At 63.6% G+C, this 19,639-nt stretch carries 18 protein-coding genes and 1 tRNA gene; 12 read left to right on the top strand and 7 right to left on the bottom strand.

Features of this window, described 5'->3' with window-relative positions:
• Positions 1 to 83: 83 nt before the first annotated feature.
• The 6 genes from P8Q88_RS11725 (at position 84) to P8Q88_RS11700 (ending at position 5,860) form a co-directional block, all read left to right on the top strand.
• Positions 84 to 1,217 (top strand): S8 family serine peptidase, encoded by a 1,134-nt coding sequence (locus P8Q88_RS11725; protein ID WP_278324017.1) that lies wholly within the window; start codon positions 84 to 86, stop codon positions 1,215 to 1,217.
• Positions 1,218 to 1,347: 130 nt separating this feature from the next.
• The gene (locus P8Q88_RS11720) at positions 1,348 to 2,508 is read left to right on the top strand and encodes a deoxyguanosinetriphosphate triphosphohydrolase (protein WP_278324016.1); all 1,161 of its coding nucleotides are present in this window, start codon (positions 1,348 to 1,350) and stop codon (positions 2,506 to 2,508) included.
• Positions 2,501 to 3,196, top strand: a complete 696-nt coding sequence (locus tag P8Q88_RS11715) for an NAD(P)H-binding protein (protein WP_278324015.1) — start codon at positions 2,501 to 2,503, stop codon at positions 3,194 to 3,196. The genes P8Q88_RS11720 and P8Q88_RS11715 overlap by 8 nt, the downstream gene beginning before the upstream one ends.
• 11 nt (positions 3,197 to 3,207) lie before the next feature.
• On the top strand, positions 3,208 to 3,654 hold the full coding sequence (locus tag P8Q88_RS11710) for an ABA4-like family protein (protein ID WP_278324014.1): 447 nt from the start codon (positions 3,208 to 3,210) through the stop codon (positions 3,652 to 3,654).
• 65 nt (positions 3,655 to 3,719) lie between these two features.
• Positions 3,720 to 5,270: a fatty acid--CoA ligase gene (locus tag P8Q88_RS11705; protein ID WP_278324013.1), complete on the top strand. Its 1,551-nt coding sequence runs from the start codon at positions 3,720 to 3,722 to the stop codon at positions 5,268 to 5,270.
• Positions 5,267 to 5,860: a DUF938 domain-containing protein gene (locus P8Q88_RS11700; RefSeq protein WP_278324011.1), complete on the top strand. Its 594-nt coding sequence runs from the start codon at positions 5,267 to 5,269 to the stop codon at positions 5,858 to 5,860. Before P8Q88_RS11705 ends, P8Q88_RS11700 begins: the two co-directional genes overlap by 4 nt.
• A gap of 72 nt (positions 5,861 to 5,932) precedes the next feature.
• Here P8Q88_RS11700 and P8Q88_RS11695 read toward each other — a convergent pair whose 3' ends face one another.
• Complete coding sequence (locus P8Q88_RS11695) at positions 5,933 to 6,061, bottom strand: Entericidin EcnA/B family protein (protein ID WP_278324010.1); 129 nt, start codon at positions 6,059 to 6,061, stop codon at positions 5,933 to 5,935.
• A gap of 114 nt (positions 6,062 to 6,175) precedes the next feature.
• On the opposite strand from P8Q88_RS11695, the gene P8Q88_RS11690 reads away from it, so the two are divergent.
• Positions 6,176 to 6,406, top strand: a complete 231-nt coding sequence (locus tag P8Q88_RS11690; protein WP_278324009.1) for a hypothetical protein — start codon at positions 6,176 to 6,178, stop codon at positions 6,404 to 6,406.
• Between the two features lie 4 nt (positions 6,407 to 6,410).
• Here the strand turns inward: P8Q88_RS11690 and P8Q88_RS11685 are convergent, their stop codons facing one another.
• Positions 6,411 to 7,922, bottom strand: coding sequence for a TadA family conjugal transfer-associated ATPase (locus P8Q88_RS11685; protein ID WP_278324008.1), 1,512 nt, complete (start codon positions 7,920 to 7,922; stop codon positions 6,411 to 6,413).
• A 249-nt stretch (positions 7,923 to 8,171) separates the two neighbouring features.
• Here P8Q88_RS11685 and P8Q88_RS11680 point away from each other — a divergent pair, with 249 nt between their 5' ends.
• From P8Q88_RS11680 to P8Q88_RS11670, 3 genes are all read left to right on the top strand, one after another.
• Entirely contained in the window at positions 8,172 to 9,086 is a 915-nt protein-coding gene (locus tag P8Q88_RS11680) for a DMT family transporter (protein WP_278324007.1), read from the top strand.
• Between the two features lie 43 nt (positions 9,087 to 9,129).
• The gene (glmS, locus tag P8Q88_RS11675; RefSeq protein WP_278324006.1) at positions 9,130 to 10,953 is read left to right on the top strand and encodes a glutamine--fructose-6-phosphate transaminase (isomerizing); all 1,824 of its coding nucleotides are present in this window, start codon (positions 9,130 to 9,132) and stop codon (positions 10,951 to 10,953) included.
• A 112-nt stretch (positions 10,954 to 11,065) separates the two neighbouring features.
• A complete protein-coding gene (locus P8Q88_RS11670) occupies positions 11,066 to 13,432 on the top strand; it encodes a putative bifunctional diguanylate cyclase/phosphodiesterase (protein ID WP_278324005.1) in 2,367 nt (788 codons plus the stop codon).
• 19 nt (positions 13,433 to 13,451) lie between these two features.
• On the opposite strand, the gene purQ is transcribed toward P8Q88_RS11670, so the two are convergent.
• Entirely contained in the window at positions 13,452 to 14,123 is a 672-nt protein-coding gene (gene purQ / locus P8Q88_RS11665; protein WP_278324004.1) for a phosphoribosylformylglycinamidine synthase subunit PurQ, read from the bottom strand.
• The gene (gene purS / locus P8Q88_RS11660; RefSeq protein WP_278324003.1) at positions 14,120 to 14,356 is read right to left on the bottom strand and encodes a phosphoribosylformylglycinamidine synthase subunit PurS; all 237 of its coding nucleotides are present in this window, start codon (positions 14,354 to 14,356) and stop codon (positions 14,120 to 14,122) included. Before purS ends, purQ begins: the two co-directional genes overlap by 4 nt.
• A gap of 276 nt (positions 14,357 to 14,632) precedes the next feature.
• On the opposite strand from purS, the gene P8Q88_RS11655 reads away from it, so the two are divergent.
• The gene (locus P8Q88_RS11655; RefSeq protein WP_278324002.1) at positions 14,633 to 16,870 is read left to right on the top strand and encodes a TonB-dependent receptor; all 2,238 of its coding nucleotides are present in this window, start codon (positions 14,633 to 14,635) and stop codon (positions 16,868 to 16,870) included.
• Between the two features lie 87 nt (positions 16,871 to 16,957).
• Here P8Q88_RS11655 and purC read toward each other — a convergent pair whose 3' ends face one another.
• Both purC and wrbA read right to left on the bottom strand, forming a co-directional pair.
• The gene (gene purC / locus P8Q88_RS11650) at positions 16,958 to 17,761 is read right to left on the bottom strand and encodes a phosphoribosylaminoimidazolesuccinocarboxamide synthase (protein WP_278324001.1); all 804 of its coding nucleotides are present in this window, start codon (positions 17,759 to 17,761) and stop codon (positions 16,958 to 16,960) included.
• A gap of 143 nt (positions 17,762 to 17,904) precedes the next feature.
• The gene (wrbA, locus tag P8Q88_RS11645; RefSeq protein WP_278324000.1) at positions 17,905 to 18,507 is read right to left on the bottom strand and encodes an NAD(P)H:quinone oxidoreductase; all 603 of its coding nucleotides are present in this window, start codon (positions 18,505 to 18,507) and stop codon (positions 17,905 to 17,907) included.
• A 60-nt stretch (positions 18,508 to 18,567) separates the two neighbouring features.
• Here wrbA and P8Q88_RS11640 point away from each other — a divergent pair, with 60 nt between their 5' ends.
• Positions 18,568 to 19,488 carry a phosphoenolpyruvate carboxykinase (ATP) gene (locus tag P8Q88_RS11640; protein ID WP_278323999.1) on the top strand — a complete coding sequence of 307 codons (921 nt, stop codon included), beginning with the start codon at positions 18,568 to 18,570 and terminating at the stop codon, positions 19,486 to 19,488.
• Positions 19,489 to 19,493: 5 nt separating this feature from the next.
• Here P8Q88_RS11640 and P8Q88_RS11635 read toward each other — a convergent pair.
• Positions 19,494 to 19,568: transfer RNA gene (locus P8Q88_RS11635), tRNA-Phe, on the bottom strand.
• Positions 19,569 to 19,639: the final 71 nt, after the last annotated feature.

Here is a 19,639-nt window from a genome sequence, read left to right as displayed (position 1 = left end):
AGATATTAACCACCGCGACATTGATCGCATGGTTTTTGCCGCCATGCTGCCCTTTCTCTCAAGGAAGGGAAGGGACTCACTTTATGAAAATTACGTACGGTCGCATCGCGGCCGCAAGCCTCGTTGCGCTTGCGGCTGCTGGCATTGCCAATACCGGCACTGCCCAATCGCAGCCCGCAAAGGGAGCGAAAATCGAGAATTCGTATATTTGTGTGTTCAATCCCGGCCTCGTGAATAAGGGCCAAGTGAAAGCGGAAGCCAATCGGTCGGCCAACGCTGCGGGCGGCGCCGTCGCGCAAACCTACGAGAACACCATTCGCGGCTTTGCGGTGAACGCATCGGCCCAGGGTGTTTCGAAGATGCAGGCGAAGAACCCGCGCATCGCTTTCTGCGAGCAGGATCAGACCATGGCCGTGGTCCAGAAGGGCAAGGGCAAGCCGGGTGGCAGCACACCGCCCCCCGAAAGCACGCCCTGGGGCGTCCTGCGCGTCGGTGGTGGCCTGTCGGGTTCGACCGCGACCGCATGGGTCATCGATACCGGTATCGATTACGACCATCCCGATCTCAATGTCGACACCGCTCGTTCCGCCAGCTTCACGCGCGAGAAGAACGGCGATGACGGCAATGGCCACGGCACGCACGTCGCCGGCACGATCGCCGCGATCAAGGGCAATGGCATTGGCGTCGTAGGCGTATCACCCGGGACTAAGGTCGTCGCGATCAAGGTGCTCACCCGCAGCGGTTCGGGCTCGAACAGCGGCGTGATCGCCGGTGTCGACTACGCAGCGGCCAATTTTTCGAATGGCGATGTGGCGAACATGAGCCTCGGCGGCGGTTTCAGTCAGGCGCTGAACGATGCGGTCGTGGCGGCAGCTGCCAAGGGCCTCAAGTTCGCGCTTGCGGCGGGCAACGAAAGCACGAGCGCGACAACCAAGTCGCCCGCTTCTGCCAATGGTCCCAACATCTATACGATCAGCTCGTTCGCACAGGGCGACAACTGGTCTAGCTTCTCCAACTACGGCAATCCGCCGGTCGATTTCGCCGAGCCGGGTTCGGCGATTCCCTCGACTTACCTGAACGGCGGCTATGCCACGCTGTCGGGCACCTCGATGGCCAGCCCGCACGCGGCAGGCCTGCTGTTGCTCGGCGCGATCCGCTCGGGCGGTTCGGTGAAGGGTGATCCTGACGGCAATGCCGATACGATCGGCATCAACTGATTGACCCGATAAATGGGAAAGGGCCGCGCGGCACTGGTCGTGCGGCCCTTTCTTTTTGACGAAAAGCCAAGGAGTTCGCGCTTCGTTCACGTTGTCGCCCGCCATGGGCTGGCCTAGTGCCGCGTGGACAATGACAAGAGCACCCTACGCCGCCGACCCCCAGCGCTCGCGCGGGCGCGAATTTGCCGAGGAGAGGGAAGGCACCCGCGGCCCGCGCAGCGAATTCCAGCGCGACCGGGACCGGATCGTCCATTCTATCGCCTTCCGCCGGTTGCGCTCCAAAACGCAGGTCTTCATCGCGCCCGACGGCGACCATTATCGCACGCGTCTGACGCACAGCCTCGAGGTTGCGCAGATCGGGCGGGTCATCGCGCGCGAATTGGGGCTGGACGAAGATCTCACAGAAGCGTTGTGCCTTGGCCATGATATCGGCCATCCGCCCTTCGGTCACGCCGGGGAAACCGCGCTTGAGGAAGCGATGGTCCATGCGGGCGGCTATTGCCACAACGCCCAGGGTATTCGCACGCTGGCGCGGCTGGAAAGCCCCTATTGCGACCACGAGGGGCTGAACCTCACGTGGGAAGCGCTGGAGGGCCTCGCCAAGCACAACGGCCCGGTGGCGGCTCCGAACTGGGCGCTGGCGGACATCGACGCGGACTTCTCGCTCCAGCTCGACAGCTGGCCATCGCTGGAGGCTCAGGTCGCAGCGCTGGCCGACGACATCGCATATGACAATCACGATATCGACGATGGCTTGCGCGCCGGCTTCCTCGAACTCGACGATCTCCTGACGCTGGACCTGCTGGCGGACCAGTGGCGCGCGGTCGAGAGGCGCTTTCCCCATGCCCCGCACGAGCGCAAGCTGCGCGAACTCGTGCGCACGCAGATCGGCTTGATGGTCAACGATTTGCTGACCGAGACCCGCGATCGCGTGAAAGGCGCGCGGGACGTCGACGACATCCGGACAGCGGGTAAGCCCATGGCGGCCTTTTCCCCCTCGATGGCGGAGCAGGAACGACGGCTGAAGAAATTCATGTACGACCGGCTCTACTATCACCCTGAACAGCTGGCGACGGCAGAGCGTGCGCGCGACGTTATTTCGCGCCTCTATGTCGCCTATAGTCAGGACCCGGCAACCATGCCGGACGACTGGCGAGCGAAGCATCCCGACACCGATCCGCAGCGCAGCCGCCATATCGCCGATTTCATCGCCGGCATGACCGACCGCTTTGCCATCGACCAGGTGCGTCGCATCTATGGCCGCGCGCCCGAGGGTCTGAGCAATGTCTGACGCGCTGCGCCTATTGCTGGTCGGCGCGACCGGCTTGATCGGCGGAAAGGTCATGGAAGCCTGCGTCGGGCGCGAGGACGTGCGTCTGTCGGCCATTGCCCGCCGCGAAGCGCCGTTGCCGCAGGGTGCGCGCATGGAGCTGTTCGTGGCCGATCCTGCCAATTGGGTCGAGGTGATCGAGGCGGTCCGGCCAAAGGCGATGATCTGCGCGCTGGGCACGACATGGAAGAAGTCCGGCGAGGACGAGGCGGCATTCCGGGCAGTCGACCATGATCTCGTCCTCGCAGTCGCCGAGGCCGCAAAAGCGCAAGGTGTCGAACGCTTCGTCCATGTAAGTTCGGTCGGTGCCGCGATCGGCGCGAAAAGTTTTTACTTGCGCGTAAAAGGCGAGGTGGAGCGTGACCTCACCAAGCTGCGGTTCGGCAGGCTCGACATCCTGCGTCCCGGCCTGCTGCGCGGCCGGCGCACCAATGACCGACGCGTGGCAGAGCGAATGGGCATCGCCGCCGCGCCCTTCGTCAATCTCATGCTGCAAGGGCAGTTTCGCAAGTACCGGGCGATCAAGGCAGAGACGGTCGCCGACGCTGCGCTGAGCCTGGCCAAGCGAGCCGCGCGCGGCCGGTTTGTCCATGACAATGATGCAATAATCCGCGCCGCGAAATCCCTTGCGCGGCTCGACGAGCAATAGGGGCGCAAGCGATGTGGGAGACTCTGTTCGGTATCGCCAATACGCTGGCGCTGATCATGTGGGCCGCGCTCATCCTGCTGCCCCGCTGGCCGGCGTTGCTGGCGGCTGTACTTTATCTGGGCGTCGGCCTGCTTTGCCTCACCTATGCAGTTTGCGTCATCGGGCTCGTTAGCGGGGTGATACCCGGTGGGGGCGAGGGCGGGGCCGATTTCACAACGCTGGAGGGTGTTGCGGCCATCTTCGCCACCGATGCGGGCGTGACCGTGGGCTGGATTCACTATCTTGCCTTCGACCTTTTCGTCGGCCTCTGGATCGCGCGCGACGCAGATACGAAGGCGTTCTCACGCTTCGCCCAAGCCCCGATCCTGCTGGCGACATTTCTCGCCGGGCCGCTCGGCCTTATCCTCTGGCTTCTGATCAGAGAGGGACGCGCGCGCAAGCAGGGCCGCTGGCAATAGCAGGTTGCTTGCCGAAACCGATATGGCATGATGTCTCTCGAAGCTGAAAACAGCGGAGAGGACATATGTCGGACAACGAAAAGCTCACTTTCGACGAGCTCATTCGCCATTGGGCTGCTGAACGGCCGGATGCCGTCGCGCTCGAACAGGACGGCGCTGCGCTGACTTTCGGCGAGCTCGAACACCGCTCGCGCAAGATCATCGCCATGCTGGCCAACCACGGCGTCGGCAAGGGCGACCGGATCGCGTGGCTGGGCAAGAACGCGCGACATTACTTCGAACTGTTCTATTCCGCGGCCCGCATGGGTGCGGTGACCGTGCCGGTCGGCTGGCGGCTTGCCGCGCCAGAGATTGCCTATATCCTTGGCGATACGGGTGCGAAGGTGCTGTTTATCGGCGAGGGTTTCGAAGAACTGGCGGCGAAGGCGACGGGGCAGATGGACGCCGCGCCGGAGGTGATCGACACGTCGACTGCGCTTGCGCAAATCGAGGCGGCGGAACCGGCCGATTTCGCGCCCGCCGGCCCGGAGGATGCTGTCCTTCAGCTCTATACTTCCGGCACCACCGGCAATCCCAAGGGCGCGGTGCTGACCAATGCAAACCTGTTCTCGCTGCGTCAGCCGGCCGAGGAAGCGGCACAGCCCTGGTCGAGTTGGGACGAGAACGAGGCAATTCTGGTCTGCATGCCCTGCGCGCATATCGGCGGCACCGGCCTCGGTATCATGGCAATGGCCGCGGGCATCCGGGCGATCGTGCAGTCGGAGTTCACGCCAGATGGCGTGCTCGACGGGTTTGAACAGGGCATCACGCGGCTGTTCATCGTGCCGGCTGCGCTGCAGATGGTCATCCAGCATCCGCGGGCGAAAACAACCGACATGTCGGGCGTGAAATACGTGATGTACGGCGCCGCGCCGATACCGCTCGACCTGCTACGCGAAGCGGTGCAGACGATCCCCGATGCAGGCTTCCTGCAATGCTACGGGATGACCGAGACAACCGGTACCATCGCGATGCTGCCGCCCGACGACCACAGCCTCGAAGGCAACCAGCGCATGAAATCGGCCGGGAGGGCTGTACCCGGAGCACAGCTGAAGGTCGTGGACGAGGATGGCAGGGAACTGCCGCGCGGCGAGGTGGGCGAACTCATCTGCAAAAGCCCATCGAATATGGCGGGCTATTGGAACCTGCCCGAGGCAACGTCGTCCTCACTGATCGACGGCTGGATGCACACCGGCGATGCCGCGTATATGGACGAGGACGGCTATGTCTTCATCCAGGACCGGATAAAGGACATGATCATCTCCGGCGGCGAAAACGTCTATCCGGCGCAGGTGGAAAGCGCGATCTACGGCCATCCCGCGGTCGGCGAGGTCGCGGTGATCGGCGTGCCCGATGACACTTGGGGAGAGGCGGTGAAAGCCTGCGTGGTGCCCAAGCCCGGCACCTCGGTCGACCCGGATGACATCATCGCCTTCACGCGCGAGCGGCTGGCCGGATTCAAGGTGCCCAAGAGCGTCGACGTGATCGAGGTCATGCCGCGCAATGCCAGCGGCAAGATCCTGCGCCGCGAATTGCGCGCACCCTTCTGGGAAGGCCGCGAGCGCCAGGTCAATTGAAGCGGCACGCCCCCGCGACAGCGCGCAATGTGCGGCCGATCGGAGACGTTCTCGAGCAGGAATTGCCTGAAAAGGGTATGGTTCTCGAGATCGCCAGCGGAACGGGCGAGCATGCCGTGGCCTTCGCGGCGCGGTTCCCGGCGCTTGAATGGCAGCCGAGCGATCCCGACGAGGAGGCACGCGCGTCGATCCAGGCATGGCGTGCGGAGGCGGGTCTCGCGAGTCTGCGCGCGCCGGTTGCGCTGGACGCGCGCGCGCCTGATTGGCCCGTGACCCGCGCCGACGCGGTCGTCTGCATCAACATGGCGCATATCAGTCCATGGAGCGCGACCGTTGGTCTGTTCGAAGGCGCGGCGCAGATTCTTGGCGCAGGGGCACCTTTGATCCTCTACGGCCCGTTTCTGGAGGACGAGGTTGAAACCACGCGCTCGAACCGTGCCTTCGACGCCGATCTCAGGTTCCGCAATGCTGAGTGGGGCCTGCGCGAACGCTCGCAGGTGGATAGGATTGCGGGCGAAGCGAATTTCGCGCCGAGCCGGCGTTACGCCATGCCCGCCAATAATCTTTCGCTCGTCTATCGCCGAAACTAATGGTGTGGCCGGTAGATAAACAAACGCCCGCCAATTGCTTGGCGGGCGTTCGAGGGGGGTCTTTTTCCGAAGTCAGGTTTCTTCGTCTACGGCGTCTGCTGCCGATTCGAGGTCGTCGCCAACGCCGCGAACGGTGTTGCAGGCCGTCGCCGTGAGGGCCATCGTCGTAATGCCAAATGCAAGCAGGATCTTCTTGATCATGTCCTGTCCTTTCCCAAAGAGCTCTGAAGCGAGCTTGATGGGGATAACGGAGGGCTTCAGGGTCGGTTCCCGAAAAAGTTGCAGGCCGTATGCTCCGCGACCATATGGCCCGCGATGAAAGAGCCGGACTTCCTGCTGTTCGCCAGCGATGCGGAAATCCTCGCCATGTGGGGCGCAGCGTTTCTGGTCGTGGCTGCACTGTGTTCGCTGATGGAGCGGCGCAGGCTCAAACGCGCGCAGATCAACCGCGTGGGCTGGGTCCCGTGGACCGGGCTATTCGTGACTTTCGCTGTGCTTGGCGGCGGCATGCTGGCCGTCGCCCTGCCGGCCATAATGCAGAGCTAGGACCCTACAGGCACGCCTCGAGATAGGCTTGGTCGAAGCCGAACTGGCGGGCCTTTTCCAGCGTGTAGGGGCGCAGACCCGAAGAGCGGAATTCGCCGAGGATCTTGCCGTCCTCGCTCTCGTCCAGATATTCGAACTTGAACAGGTTCTGGGTGACGATCACGTCGCCTTCCATGCCGATCACCTCGGTGATGTCGGTGGTGCGGCGCGAACCGTCGCGGAGGCGCTTCACCTGTACGATCAGGTCGACCGATTCCGCGATCTGGCGGCTGATGGCTTCCTTCGGGATCTTGATGTCACCCATCAGGATCATGTTTTCCATACGGCCGAGGCATTCGCGCGGGCTGTTGGCGTGAAGCGTACACATCGAACCGTCGTGGCCCGTGTTCATGGCGGCGAGAAGGTCGAAACATTCCGCGCCGCGAATTTCGCCGAGGATAATGCGGTCAGGACGCATACGCAGGGCGTTCTTCACGAGGTCACCGATGGTGATGGCGCCCTGGCCCTCGAGGTTCGGCGGACGCGTTTCCAGCGGCAGCCAGTGCGGCTGCTGCAGGCGGAGTTCGGCCGCGTCCTCGATGGTCAGCACGCGCTCGCCCGGGTCGATCATCTTCGACAGGGCGTTGAGCATGGTGGTCTTACCCGAACCGGTACCGCCCGAGATGACGATGTTCATGCGGCAAGCACCCGCGATCTTCAGCGCGGTACACATCTTCTCGCTCATCGAACCGAAGTCCTTGAGCATGTCGAGCGTGATCGGCTTTTCGGAGAACTTACGGATCGAGATTGCCGTGCCCTTGAGGCTGAGCGGCGGAACGATCACGTTTACGCGGCTGCCGTCCTTGAGGCGTGCGTCGGCCAGCGGTGTGGTCTGGTCGACGCGGCGGCCGACCTGGTTCACGATGCGTTGCGCGATCTGGAAGAGGTGGCTTTCGTCGCGGAACTTGATCGGCGCGATCTGCAGCTTGCCCTTCTTTTCGATATAGGTCTGGTCGGGACCGTTGACCATGATGTCGGACACGTCGGGATCGTTCAGCAGCTCTTCGAGCGGACCGAAGCCGAGCAATTCGTCGACCAAAACCTTTTCGAGGGCGAACTGTTCGCGGCGGTTGAGCGTGACCTTGAGTTCGGCCAGCACTTCCATGATGATTGGACGGAATTCTTCCGACAGCTCGTCCTTGGTCAGCGTGGCAGCCGCTTCCGGGTCGACGCGTTCGAGCAGGCGCGGAAGAACCTGTTCCTTGATCTTGTGGACGCTCGCTTCGAAGCCGCCGACTTCCGACTGGCCCGAATGGCTGGAATTCATGCGTTCCGACAGGCGCGCCATCGCGTCGTCGTTCTTGCCCGCGCCATCACCGGGCAAAGGCGGAAACTGCTCGCCGCCTGGCTCCGCGGTCTTCTCCTCGACCGGAGAGGGGGCGGGGGATCCGCCCTGCATCGGCCGTGCGCTGCCGAATTTCGGACGTGCACCGGAGGCCATGCCTGCCTGCCCGTTCTTTCGTCCGAATGCGCTCATTGCCTAAACCCCCGAAAACGCTGTTCAAAATCGACGCATTCGCCCTGCCCGACAGGGTCGGGAGATGCGAATATGATTGTGGTGAATACTTTGGAAACCTTGATTTTTCCCTAATGAGCCGCCCCGGAGCCCGGTCGAGCTCTCTGTTGCCGCCTCGTGTGCGAACCCTGTGCCCTGTGGGTAGTTAACGGCTGGTCACCGACCCCGCCTTTGTCTAGCGGCGGGGAAAGGCCGAGACGGGGAACGACTATGCGGGAAGACGAGCGGAGCGGGATCCTGCTGGCCATGCTCGGCTTTGCCACGCTGTCGGTGGGCGATGCGGTGATCAAGACGATGGCCGGCGAATGGTCTCCGCTGGCGGTCGCGACCTTGCGCTTCCTGATCGGGGCGGTTGCCCTGTCGGCCCTGCTCTGGCGCAGCGAGGGTCGGTCTGGCTTCCGACCGAGCCACCCCTGGCTGCAGGCGGCGCGCGGCTTTTGCCTTGCCGCTGCCTCGCTCTGCTTTTTCTCTGCCATCTACGTCATGCCGCTCGCCTCGGCGATGGCGCTGGCCTTCGTTTCGCCCGTCCTGGTAGCACTGCTCAGCGGCCCACTGCTCGGCGAGAAGGTCCGCCCGGCGGTCTGGCTCGCCTCGCTGGTTGCTCTCGGTGGCGTGGCCCTGGTCCTGCGGCCCAATCTGGTAGAGCTTGGCTGGGTCGCGCTGCTGCCGCTCGCCTCGGCCAGTTTCTTTGCGCTGATGGTGATCGCCAATCGGGCTAGCGCCGGGCAGGGCAGCGCGCTGTCTATGCAGGCCTACATCGCGACTGCCGCCATGCCCTGGCTGGTGCTGGCGATGCTTGGCGGGCATCTGTCCGGCGTGCCGGAACTGCGCGTCACGATGCCCAACTGGACGGTGGTCGCGCGTTGCGCGGTCGTGGCGCTTACGGCCAGTACGGCGCACTGGCTGACCTATCTCGGGACGATGCGCGCGGGAGCGGCAACGATCGCGCCGACGACCTATGTGCAGATGCTGGTAGCGACTGCACTTGGCTGGTGGTGGTTCGGTGACGTTCCCGACCTCGCTACACTGGCCGGCGCCAGCATCATTATCGGCGCGGGTTTGATCCTCTGGCGCAGCGCTCCGCGCCCCAAGGATGCGGGAAGGCGATTGAAAGTAGGGCGATAGTCGTTAAGTCCGGCACCTCAAGCGATCGCGGGGTTATCAGGCTATGTGCGGAATTATCGGAATCGTCGGACGCGAGTCAGTCGCAGATCGGCTGGTCGACGGCCTGAAGCGGATGGAATATCGCGGCTATGACAGCGCCGGCATCTGCACGATCGACGACGGCCAGCTGGTCCGCCGGCGGGCCGAAGGCAAGCTCGCCAATCTGATCGGTGTTCTCGCCGAAGAGCCTGCGCCCGGAGAAGTGGGCATCGCCCATACGCGCTGGGCCACTCACGGGGCCCCGACGGCGAAGAACGCCCACCCGCATGCGACCGATCATCTTGCTCTCGTGCACAATGGTATCATCGAGAATTATAAGGAGTTGCGCGCCGAGCTGCAGGAGGATGGCCGCTCGCTCGAAAGCGACACCGACAGCGAGGTCGTGGCCCATCTCGTCTCGCGCCGGATCGAGAATGGAGAAACCCCGCAAGAGGCCGTAGCCAACGTGCTGCCACGCCTGCGCGGCGCATTCGCGCTGGCGATCGCCTTCCGCGACCATCCCGACATGTTGATCGGCGCCCGCCGCGGCTCGCCCTTGGTGGTAGGCTATGGCGAGGGCGAGACCTATCTCGGGTCGGACGCTCTGGCACTCGCACCGCTGACGCAACAGATCGCTTATCTCGAAGAGGGCGACTGGGTCGTCGTCACGCGCGACGGCGCCGAGATTCATGACGAGACTGGCGCTGTGGTCGAGCGCGAGGTCCGTTCCTCCGGCGCTTCGGCCGCTGCGGTCGAGAAGGGCAATTACCGCCACTTCATGCAGAAGGAGATCTTCGAGCAGCCGACGGTCGTTGCCCAGACGCTGAGCTCCTACCTGCGGCGTTCGGACAATTCGGTCGCGCTTCCGCAGTTCGATTTCGATATTTCCAGCATCCGGCGCGTCACCATCGTCGCCTGCGGCACGTCCTACTATGCCGGCATGGTTGCCAAATACTGGTTCGAGCAGTTCGCTCGTATTCCGGTGGACATCGATGTAGCCTCCGAATTCCGTTATCGCGAGCCCGTGCTGGAAGAGAACGGCCTCTCGCTGTTCATTTCGCAGAGCGGGGAGACGGCGGACACACTGGCCGCCCTGCGCCATTGCAAGGACGCCGGGCAAACCATCGCGGCCGTCGTCAACGTGCCCACCAGTTCGATGGCGCGCGAGGCGGACCTGCTGCTGCCGACCCACGCCGGCCCGGAAATCGGCGTTGCCTCGACCAAGGCCTTCACTTGCCAGCTCGCCGTACTTGCCGCGCTTGCCGCACATATGGCGGTCCGCAAGGGGCTAATGAGCCGCGTGGAGGAACAGGAGGTCGTCGAACACCTGCTCGAAGCGCCCGCCTGTCTGAATGCGGCGCTGGATCATGACGATGATATTGCCGCCATGGCGCACCTCATCGCCCCGGCGCGGGACGTTCTCTATCTCGGGCGCGGGCCGGACTTTCCCATGGCGCTGGAAGGTGCTCTGAAGCTCAAGGAAATCAGCTACATCCATGCCGAGGGTTACGCCAGTGGCGAGATGAAGCACGGCCCCATCGCGCTGATCGACGACGACGTCCCGGTCGTGGTCATTGCTCCCTCGGGTCCGTTGTTCGAGAAGACCGTGTCGAATATGGAAGAGGTCCGCGCACGGGGCGGGCAGGTGGTGCTGATATCGGATGCTAGTGGGCTCGAGGAAGCTGGCGAGGGCTGTCTCGCCACGATCGAGATGCCCAAGGTCCATCCGCTGATCGCGCCGCTGGTCTATGCCGTCCCAGTTCAGTTGCTCGCCTACCATGTAGCTTGCGTCAAAGGTACCGATGTCGATCAGCCGCGCAACCTGGCGAAATCGGTTACGGTCGAGTAAAACTGCGCGCGCGAAAGATCAGTAATCTCAACGACTAGCTTAACATTTGATATGGCCGAAAATTTGGTCGGTCTTTACCGGCGGATAAGGTTTGCGCGCTATCGCCGCCACGGTGAGCGACCTGGATAAAGAAGTTGCGGCGGGTAACGCGGAATTGTCCATCGGGCAGGCCATCGGCCTATCGACGCCCGAGGGGACGGTATGGTCGCGAGTCCATGGCCATCAATATGCGCGGCTGGGCAAGCGCATTGCGGTGCGCGCGGCGTCCCACGCGGTCGCTTTCCTTCTCGTCGTACTGATCCTGTGGAACTCGGTCGACCTGGCACTGATCGGCGCCTGGGGTCTGGCATTGGGATTTGCCGTGATCCTGTCGATGCGCGAAGATCGGATCGCGCAGTCTGCCGAGACGGTCCACTATGGCATTCACGAGATGCGTCGCCATGCCGTGGCCAGCGCCGCGAAGGGCACGGTCTGGGGCATCGGACTGATGCTTTTCGCCGAATCTGGCGGTGCGAGCCAACTCGCCATTGTGTGGAGCGTTCCGGCGCTGCTGATCCTGGCGACAGCGGCCAGCCGCTACAGCGCGCCGCTTGGATCGATCTCCTTTACCATCGCCGCAGGCATCGGTGGGCTCTTTGCCGCCACGCTGGCCGCCGACTGGATGCTGGTCGTTGTCATAACCTTCACCGTCCTCTTCGCGGTGTTCGGCACGATCGAGAACGCCCGCGTTGCAGTGGCCGGGCGGGTCCACGAGACCGTGATGCAGGAAAAGAGCGAAGTGGTCTCCATGCTGCTGCGCGAGTTCGAGGAAAACCAGGCCGACTGGCTGTGGCAGATCGATCCGCGCCGTCGGCTGAAGGCGGTCTCTCCGCGCTTTGCCTATGCGCTCGGTTGCGAGGCAAGCGAGGCGGAAGGCAAGCTGTTCTTCGACCTTATCTCCGGCCGCGACTGGTCGACCAATGCCGATACGGACGGCATGCGGGAATTCGCGGAGAAGCTGAAGCGCAAGGAGCCGTTCTCCGAGCTCATCGTGCGGGTCAACATTCGCGGGCTGGACCGGTGGTGGGAGATTTCCGGTACGCCCATGCTCGACGATGCGGGCAAGTTCATCGGCTTCCGCGGCGTTGGCTCGGACGTCACCGAACAGCGCGAATCGTCCGAGAAGATTGCCTATCTGGCCCGCTATGACACGCTGACCCAACTCCCCAACCGTCTGATGCTCAATGAGTCGCTGGGCGAGGCACTGGAATATGCCGCGCACTGGCGGACCCGCTGCGCCTTTCTCATGATCGACCTCGACAGGTTCAAGGCGGTCAATGATTCGCTCGGCCATTTGATCGGCGACCAGATGCTCGCGCAGGTCGCCGGGCGGCTGAAGAGTCTGATGGGCGAAGGCGAATTGTGTGGGCGCCTCGGTGGCGACGAATTTGCAATCGTCATCCGCGATGCCTCCAACCGCAAGCGGGTGGACGCGCTGGCGCGCGCGGTGATCGAGCAATTGTCCGAACCCTACCAGATCGACAATCAGATCCTCTATGTCGGGGCGAGCGTCGGGTCGGCCATCGGTCCGCGCGATGGCAAGAGCGTAGAGGAAATGCTCCGCAATGCCGACCTCGCGCTATATCGGGCGAAGGATCTGGGCGGCGGCGAGCATTGTGAATACGAGCCCTCGTTGCATGCCAATGCGGAAGAGAAGCGGCAGCTGGAATTCTCGCTGCGCAAGGCACTGGAGCGCGAAGAGCTGCTGCTGCACTATCAGCCGGTGGTGGATGCCACTACCGAGGAAGTCGTCAGCTTCGAGGCGCTGGTGCGCTGGAACAGCAGCGACCACGGCTTCGTCAGCCCGGGCAAATTCATCCCGCTGGCCGAGGATACCCGCCTGATTGTGCCGATCGGTACCTGGGTCATGCAGGAAGCGTGCAAGGAAGCCGCTGCCAACTGGCCGCGCAACGTAAAGGTCAATATCAACGTCTCGCCCGAGCAATTGCTCGAGCCCGAGTTCGCCTCCACCGTGGTGCGGGCTCTATCGCACAGCGGGCTCGACCCGCGGCGGCTCGAAATCGAGGTCACCGAGAGCATCTTTCTGCGTGACGCGAGCATCGCCCGCAAGGCGCTGGAGCAATGCATGTCGCTGGGCTGCTCGGTCGCCCTCGACGATTTCGGCACCGGCTATTCCTCGCTCGGCTACCTGCGCAAGCTGAAGTTCTCGACCATCAAGGTCGATCGCAGCTTCGTTCAGGGCGCGGCGCAGCAGAGCCGTGAGTCCCTTGCGATCATCCGTGCCGTGGTCGCCATGGCGGAAAGCCTCGACATGACCACAACCGCGGAAGGTGTCGAGACCGAGGAAGAGGCGGAGATGATCCGCAGCCTGCGTTGCAACAAGATCCAGGGCTTTCACTTCGGCCGACCGATGCCCGCCGCGGAAGCCCGCAAGGTATTCCTCCGCGGTGCGGTAGAAAACTTGCGCAAGAGCGCCTGACCGGCACGAGCGGTCCGGTTCAGGCAAGCGCCTTGATCGCGGCCTCGAACAAGCGCCTGCCATCGGTGCCGCCATGCGCGGCATCGACCGCACGTTCAGGGTGCGGCATCATGCCCAGCACATTGCCGGCGGCATTGAGCACGCCGGCGATGTCGCGGCGCGATCCATTGAAGTTTTCGACATAGCGGAAGGCGACGCGCCCTTCGCCTTCAAGTCGGTCCAGCGTTTCATCGTCGGCGAAGTAATTGCCATCGTGATGGGCAACGGGGATCTGGACCGTCTCGCCCGAGGCGTAGCCGCTGGTGAAAAGCGAATGGGCGTTCTCCACCGTCAGAGCGGCCGTCCGGCAGATGAAATGCTGACTTGAGTTGCGCATCAGCGCGCCGGGCAGGAGCCGCGCCTCGGTCAGCACCTGGAAACCGTTGCATACGCCCAGCACCGGGACGCCGCGCTCCGCGGCACGCTTGACCGAGCGCATGATCGGACTGTTCGCAGCCATCGCGCCCGAGCGCAGGTAATCGCCATAGGAAAAACCGCCAGGCAGAGCGATGAAATCGAGATTGTCAGGCAAGTCGGCATCGCCATGCCAGACGCGCAATGGCTTGGTCCCGGACGCCTGTTCCAGCGCCACCGCCATGTCGCGGTCGCAATTGGAGCCGGGAAAGGTGACGACGGCGGCGCGAAAGCTCATCGGTCGAGCTTCTCGATGCGGTAATTCTCGATCACCGTGTTGGCCAGCAGGGTGCGGCACATCTCGTCGAGCGCTGCGTCGCTGGTACTGTCATCGACATCGAGTTCGATGGTGCGACCGATCCGAACGTCTTCCACGCCTTTGAAACCAAGCCCTTCCAGAGCATGGTGGACGGCACGGCCCTGGGGGTCGAGCACGCCGGGCTTCAAGCTGACGAGAACGCGGATTTTCATGGGGCCTGCCTTTCGCTGTCGCGGCGTTGTGCGCGCCTATGCCGTGAAGCGCCGGCGCGTTCAAGCCGGGAGCGGATTTCGCGACAGGCTCGCTCAAGGCCGTCGGACGACTGCTGGATATTTGTAACCGCAATGCAACATAAGTTGCGATTCGACATCGGGTTTCGGGTTTCCAGCCGCCGTGGGGGTGCGAATCGGCTATAGGGTGCGCGTCAATTCGACCGCTCCCTCCAAATGCCCCGCCCGTGCCCGGCGGGGATCAAGCAGGATATCCCCATGACTCATCGCACCATCGCCCGCCGCCTTCTCGGGACCAGCCTCGTCGCGCTCGCCGCTGCTGCTTCGCAGCCTGCCTTCGCGCAGGATGAACCGACCGGAGCCGAACAACAGGGCGACGGCCAGCTCAACACGATCGTCGTCACTGCCAACCGCCGCGAAGAAAACCTGCAGGATGTCCCGGTTTCCGCCGCCACGCTGGACGCGGACACGGTCAAGACCATCTTCGACGCCGGTGCCGAAGTCACCGCGCTGGCCGCCCGTGTCCCGGGCCTGTTCGTCGAAAGCTCGAACGGCCGCGCGGCCCCGCGCTTCTACATCCGCGGCCTCGGCAATACCGATTTCGATCTAGCTGCATCGCAGCCGGTTTCGGTGGTGATGGACGAAGTCGTACTCGAGAACGTCACTCTCAAGAGCTTCCCGATCTTCGATATCGAGCGCATCGAAGTTCTGCGCGGGCCGCAGGGCACGCTGTTCGGTCGCAACACGCCCGCTGGCATCGTCAAGATCGATACCGTGCGGCCGGGCAATGAATTCACCGCCCAGGGTTCCGTCAGCTACGGCAGCTTCGATTCGATCTCGCTCGATGCGGGCATCACCGTACCGATCGCGCCGGACATCGCCTCGTTGCGCGTTTCGGGCCTGTGGCAGAGCCGCGGCGACTGGATCGACAATGGCTTCACCGGCGAGGAAGACGCCTATGGCGCCTATGACGAACTGGCCGGCCGTATCCAGCTGTTGCTGACCCCGACCGACCGGCTCAGCATTCTTGGCTCGTACCAGCTGCGCGACCTGGAGGGGACATCGACTCTCTTCCGCGCGAACATCCTCGGCCCGGGCAATAACGAGCTGAACGAAAATTACGATCGCGACACCGTGTTCTACGATGCCGGCGCGGGCAACCAGGCGCAGTACGAGGCGGACATCGCGACCATTCGCGTCGATTACGATGCCGATTTCGCCACCGTCACCAGCATTACCTCCTGGGCGAACAGTGAAGGTTCGAGCCGCGGCGATATCGACGGCGGCTTCGGCGCGGCTTTCCTGCCGGTGAGCGGTCCGGGCTTCATTCCTTTCCCCTCCGACACGCAGGACTCCATCGAGCTCGACCAATTCACTCACGAGGTGCGGCTCGCGTCGGATCCGGCGAGCACGATCAACTGGCAGGTCGGCATGTTCGTGTTCGAAAGCGATTTCAACGTGACCACGGTGGGCTTCGATTTCCCGCCGCCCGTCACCGTTCGTCACACGAACGATAGCTGGGCGGTGTTCGGCCAGCTGTCGGCGCAGGTCACCGACGTCTTGAAGCTGACCGGGGGGCTGCGCTGGACCGACGACGAAAAGCAATTCGCGGTCGTCTCGCCATCCTTCATCTCCGGCCCCGGGGCGCAATACCGCTTCGTACAGGACGACCGCCTCAGCTGGGACCTGTCGGCCTTCTATGATGTCAGTGACGAAGCCAGCGTGTTTGCCCGCGCCGCCAATGGCTTCCGCGCCCCGACCATTCAGGGCCGCGACGTCGCCTTCGGCGCACCGCCGTCGATCGCCACCTCGGAGAAGATCACCAGCTACGAGATCGGCTTCAAGTCGGAGCTGGCCGATCGCCGCGTCCGCCTGAACGGCGCGGTCTATTACTACACGATCGAGGACCCGCAGTTCACCGCAGTTGGCGGCGCGAACAACCTCGTCCAGCTGGTCAATGCAGAAGAAGGCCGCGGTTTCGGCTTCGAAATCGACAGCGCCTTTCAGGTATCACCCGACTTCCTCGTCACTGCGGGCCTGAGCTGGAACGACACCAAGATCCAGGACGAAAACCTCGCCGTGGGCATCTGCGCCCAGTGCACCGTCGTCGATCCGACCGTCGTTCTCTCGGGCACCACCCGCGCGCTGGTGGACGGCAATCCGTTCCCCAACGCACCCGAATGGATCGCCGACGTGACTGCGCGCTATGGCGTGCCGATCGGCGCGAATGGCGAAATCTTCGTGTTCACCGACTGGGCCTATCAGGGCGCGACCAACTTCTTCCTCTACGAAAGCGAGGAGTTCAACGCCGACGACCAGATCGAGGGCGGCCTGCGCATCGGCTATGCCCGTACCAACGGCAGCTTCGAAGTTGCCGCCTTCGTGCGCAACATCACCGATGCCGACAATGTGAAGGGCGGCATCGATTTCAACAATAATACCGGTTTCGTGAACGACCCGCGTGTATTCGGCGTGTCGGCGCGCGTTCGCTACTGATCGGAATCGTCACGGGGCCGAAGGGCCACGGAGCAGGGGCCGGACCGCGAGGTTCGGCCCCTTTGCCATTGCCGCTCGCGAGCCGAATTACTTCTTCGGTTTGACCGGATTGCGCAGGCGGCTGCGATGCGCGCTCATGTCGAGCACTTCGCCGGGGCCATTGTCGTCGTCCTGCAGCAGTTTCAGCCGGCGGGCGACTTCCTGATAGGCTTCGCTCTCCCCGCCGAGATCGCGGCGGAAGCGGTCTTTATCGAGCTTCTCGCCGGTGTTGATGTCCCACAGCCGGCACCCGTCCGGGCTGATCTCGTCGGCCAGGATCACGCGGCTGTAGTCGCCGTCCCAGATGCGGCCGAATTCCAGCTTGAAATCGACCAGCTTGATATCGATCGCGGCAAACATGCCGGAGAGGAAATCGTTGATGCGGATCGCCATGCTGGCCATGTCCTGCAGCTCTTCGTGGCTGCACCAGTTGAAGCAGGCGATTTCTTCTTCGGACACCAGCGGATCGCCGAGGCTGTCGTCCTTGTAGCAATATTCGAGCAGCGTGTGCGGCAACAGCTCGCCTTCCTCGATCCCCAGGCGCTTGGAAAGAGAACCGGCGGCGACGTTGCGCACGATCACTTCGAGCGGGATGATCTCGACCTGGCGGATCAGCTGCTCGCGCATGTTGAGGCGGCGGATGAAGTGCGTCGGGATGCCGATATGGCTGAGGCGCGTGAACACGAACTCGCTGATGCGGTTGTTGATCACGCCCTTGCCGTTGATCGTGCCCTTCTTCTGGGCGTTGAAGGCGGTCGCGTCGTCCTTGAAATACTGGATCAGCGTGCCCGGTTCGGGACCCTCGTAAAGGATCTTGGCCTTGCCTTCGTAGATCTGGCGGCGACGTGCCATGGGCTGCATTCCTTCGCGCTTCAAAAGCTTGCGCCCCGGTGGCGGAATCGAAAGGCGACCGCTGCCCGGGGCGTTCGCCTCGCGCATACAGAAGCGCCCCGACGAAAGCAATTAGTCCTGCGGAAGCCGCACCGCGCAGGCGGTCAATTGGCGAGTTTCGCCGCCGTATTCGCGACGCGCTTGCCGAGATAGCGTGCGCCGTCCAATTCGACCTCGCTCGGCTGACGCGAACCGTCGCCATCGGCGATCGTGGTCGCGCCGTAGGGCGCACCGCCCTTGACCTCGTCCACGCCGGTGAGCCCTTCGAAACCGTAGTCCAGCCCGACCACCGTCATGCCCATGTGCAGCAAATTGTTGAGGATCGACCACAGGGTCGTCTCCTGCCCGCCATGCTGGCTGGCGGTGGAGGTGAAGGCCGCGCCGACCTTCCCGATCAGCGCGCCTTTCTGCCACAAACCGCCGGTCTGGTCCCAGAAGGCTGCCATCTGGCTGCTCATCCGACCATAGCGGGTCGGGCTGCCGACGACGATGCCGTCATATTCGGCCAGCTCGTCCGGGCTGCCGATGCATTCGTGGCCGTCCATGGTCTGGAAGCCGGCGCTTTCGACCACCTCCTGCGGCGCGGTTTCGGGCACGTGGCGAACCACCGCCTCGGCGCCCGCATCGCGCACGCCCTCGGCAACCGCTTCTGCCATCTTGGCAGTGTGGCCGTAAGACGAATAATAGAGCACGAGGATGCGGGTCATGGAGAATTCCTTCTTGTTTGTTACGATGGTCTTAGCGCCTGACGCCTGCGGGGGTTCCACATGACGGACCAGCCGATCCTCCCTTGGCGCTATCACCATTCTGGACTGCTGGTGGCCTCGCAGATCGAGCTTGCCGCCTGGGAAGCGTTTCGCACCGAGAATGAAGGCGAGCCGGAGGTCGCGATAACGCTTTCCGACGAGCCGTGCCCCGACTGCCCAAGCGACGCGCTCACCGGGGTCGGCAACCAGGGCATACGGTTCGCCGTGGAGGGGGTCGGCGGATGGCAGGTGCAGGAAGGGCGGCGCATCCTGCTGCATCCCTCGCTAAGTGCCCATCCGCGCGAATTGCAGCTGTTTACGCTAGGCAGCGCCTGGGGGCTGCTGGGATATCAGCGCGGGCAAGCGATGTGGCACGGCAGCGCGGTCGAGCTGGATGGCAGGTGCGTGCTGTTTTGCGGCGAAGCAGGCGAGGGCAAGAGCACCATGGCGGCGGCGATGCTGGCCGCGGGCGCACGGCTGGTCGCCGACGACCTCAGCCGGATCGTGCCGGATAGGACTGGTCCACGCATTTTCCCGTCGAGCAGCCGTATCAAGCTGTGGCGCGAGGCGATCGACGAGTTCGGCTGGGAGGACCGGATCATCGAACGCGACTGGATGCGCGATGACAAGTATCACTGTTCCGTCCCCTCCCACTGCGCCGGCGCAGGGCCGGTGAAACTTGATGCCGTGGTGGTGCTGCAGTCGGGCAAAGACATTGAACTGCAGCCTCTCGGCGGAGGCGCGGCGCTGACCGAGGTACTTGCCGGTACGATCTACCGGCCCGAAGCGCTGGAGGCGATGGGCCGGTGGGGCGAGCAGGGTGCACTGGCAGCGCGGATCGTGTCGCAACTATCGGTATGGAAGTTGACAAGACCACGCGATCTCGGCGCACTGCAGCACAGTGTGGACGAAGTATCGGCAATGCTGGATTCGCTCGGGTAGCGAAGTGGTGCCCAGGGGCGGAGTCGAACCACCGACACGACGATTTTCAATCGTCTGCTCTACCACTGAGCTACCCGGGCACACTGCTTCGGCGAAGGGAGCCGTCCGGCCCCGCGAGCAATGAGAGCGCGCCTATGGCGAAGCTGGCGCG

It is taken from the genome of Qipengyuania marincola (assembly GCF_029688625.1).
GTDB lineage: Bacteria > Pseudomonadota > Alphaproteobacteria > Sphingomonadales > Sphingomonadaceae > Qipengyuania.
This window is presented reverse-complemented; position numbering and strand designations above follow the sequence as displayed.

Coding starts and splice junctions, on each gene's coding strand:
- glmS (WP_278324006.1), top strand. CDS start 9,130: ATGTGCGGAATTATCGGAATCGTCGGACGCGAGTCAGTCGCAGATCGG.
- P8Q88_RS11725 (WP_278324017.1), top strand. CDS start 84: ATGAAAATTACGTACGGTCGCATCGCGGCCGCAAGCCTCGTTGCGCTT.
- purS (WP_278324003.1), bottom strand. CDS start 14,356: ATGAAAATCCGCGTTCTCGTCAGCTTGAAGCCCGGCGTGCTCGACCCC.
- purQ (WP_278324004.1), bottom strand. CDS start 14,123: ATGAGCTTTCGCGCCGCCGTCGTCACCTTTCCCGGCTCCAATTGCGAC.
- P8Q88_RS11720 (WP_278324016.1), top strand. CDS start 1,348: ATGACAAGAGCACCCTACGCCGCCGACCCCCAGCGCTCGCGCGGGCGC.
- wrbA (WP_278324000.1), bottom strand. CDS start 18,507: ATGACCCGCATCCTCGTGCTCTATTATTCGTCTTACGGCCACACTGCC.
- P8Q88_RS11690 (WP_278324009.1), top strand. CDS start 6,176: ATGAAAGAGCCGGACTTCCTGCTGTTCGCCAGCGATGCGGAAATCCTC.
- P8Q88_RS11695 (WP_278324010.1), bottom strand. CDS start 6,061: ATGATCAAGAAGATCCTGCTTGCATTTGGCATTACGACGATGGCCCTC.
- P8Q88_RS11655 (WP_278324002.1), top strand. CDS start 14,633: ATGACTCATCGCACCATCGCCCGCCGCCTTCTCGGGACCAGCCTCGTC.
- P8Q88_RS11710 (WP_278324014.1), top strand. CDS start 3,208: ATGTGGGAGACTCTGTTCGGTATCGCCAATACGCTGGCGCTGATCATG.
- P8Q88_RS11715 (WP_278324015.1), top strand. CDS start 2,501: ATGTCTGACGCGCTGCGCCTATTGCTGGTCGGCGCGACCGGCTTGATC.
- P8Q88_RS11685 (WP_278324008.1), bottom strand. CDS start 7,922: ATGAGCGCATTCGGACGAAAGAACGGGCAGGCAGGCATGGCCTCCGGT.
- P8Q88_RS11640 (WP_278323999.1), top strand. CDS start 18,568: ATGACGGACCAGCCGATCCTCCCTTGGCGCTATCACCATTCTGGACTG.
- P8Q88_RS11680 (WP_278324007.1), top strand. CDS start 8,172: ATGCGGGAAGACGAGCGGAGCGGGATCCTGCTGGCCATGCTCGGCTTT.
- P8Q88_RS11705 (WP_278324013.1), top strand. CDS start 3,720: ATGTCGGACAACGAAAAGCTCACTTTCGACGAGCTCATTCGCCATTGG.
- purC (WP_278324001.1), bottom strand. CDS start 17,761: ATGGCACGTCGCCGCCAGATCTACGAAGGCAAGGCCAAGATCCTTTAC.